The organism is Streptomyces sp. NPDC001292 (genome assembly GCF_042896465.1).
GTDB lineage: Bacteria > Actinomycetota > Actinomycetes > Streptomycetales > Streptomycetaceae > Streptomyces.
On record NZ_JBIAXG010000139.1, the window covers coordinates 1 to 1,552 of the forward strand.

At 70.6% G+C, this 1,552-nt stretch carries 1 protein-coding gene; it reads left to right on the plus strand.

Going from position 1 to position 1,552, the window contains the following annotated elements; genetic code table 11:
* Positions 1–1,552 (plus strand): condensation domain-containing protein (locus tag ACFY4A_RS42590; protein WP_390834674.1); only part of this gene is annotated, 1,552 nt, incomplete at both ends.

The window sequence follows — 1,552 nt, forward strand, 5'->3', positions numbered from 1 at the left end:
GTGCTCGGCCTGGAGAGCGTCGGGGTCGACGACGACTTCTTCGCACTCGGTGGCCAGTCCCTGCTCGCGGTGCGGCTGGTGAGTCGTATCCGTGCCGTGCTCGGCGTGGAGGTCGAGATCCGGGCGCTGTTCGAAGCCCCGACCGTCGCCGGACTCGCCGCCAGGCTCGCGGAGGACCGGTCCGCCCGGGTGGCCTTGAGGGCCGGAGAGCGTCCGGAGCGGGTGCCGCTGTCGTACGCCCAGCGCCGGCTGTGGTTCCTCACCCAGCTGGAAGGCCCCAGCGCCACCTACAACATTCCGATCGCGGTACGGCTCAGCGGCGACGTCGACCCGGACGCGCTGGGCGCGGCGCTGCGGGACGTCATGGGGCGGCACGAGGCGCTCCGTACGGTCATCCCGGCCGAGAACGGCCAGTCGTGTCAGCAGGTGCTGGACGTCGGTGAGTTGGAGTGGGAGCTCCAGGTGGTGGACGTGGCACCGGACCGGCTGGTCGACGCGGTCGAGGCGGCGCAGGACCACGTCTTCGACCTCGCGGTCGAAGTGCCCTACCGCGCATGGCTGTTCAGGACCCCTGCGGGGGAGCAGGTACTGGTCGTGGTGGTGCACCACATCGCGGGCGACGGCTGGTCCACCGGCCCGCTGACCCGGGACGTCTCGGTCGCCTACGCGGCGCGTCGCGCGGGCCGGGCACCGAAGTGGGAGTCGCTGCCGGTGCAGTACGGGGACTACGCGCTGTGGCAGCGCGAACTCCTGGGTGAGGAGAGCGACCCGGAGAGTGTGATCTCGCGTCAGGTGAGCTACTGGCGTGAGGCGCTGGCGGGTGTTCCGGAGGAGCTGGAGCTGCCCTACGACCGGCCGCGTCCGGCGGTGGCGAGCTACCAGGGACACAGTGTGCCTCTGGAGATCCCCGCGGAGGTTCACGCACGGCTGGTGAAGCTGGCGCGGGCCGAGGGCGTGACGCTGTTCATGGTCCTGCAGGCGGCCCTGGCCACGCTGCTGTCCCGGCTCGGCGCAGGCACCGACATCCCGGTCGGTTCGGCGATCGCCGGGCGTACGGACGAGGCGCTGGACGACCTGGTCGGCTTCTTCGTCAACACACTCGTGCTGCGGACCGACGTCTCCGGAGACCCGACGTTCCGCGAACTTCTCCGGCGGGTGCGCGAGGCCGGACTGGGCGCGTTCGCGCACCAGGACGTGCCGTTCGAGCGGCTGGTGGAAGAGCTGGCCCCCACCCGTTCCCTGTCCCGGCACCCGCTGTTCCAGGTCATGCTCACCGTGCAGAACAACGCCGAAGCAGCGGTCGAACTGCCCGGAGTGCGGGCAGAGGCACTGTTCACGGGCGAATCGGCTGCGAAGTTCGACATAGAGGTCAGCGTCGGAGAACTCTTCGACAGCGAAGGCGCGCCGGCGGGCATTCAGGGCCTGGTGATCGCGGCGGCGGATCTGTTCGACGCGGGTACGGCTGAGGAGTTGGCGGCGCGGTGGGTGTGGGCGCTGGAGGCGCTTGTTGCCGATCCGTCGGTGCGGGTCTCGGCGCTGGATGTGCTGGGTG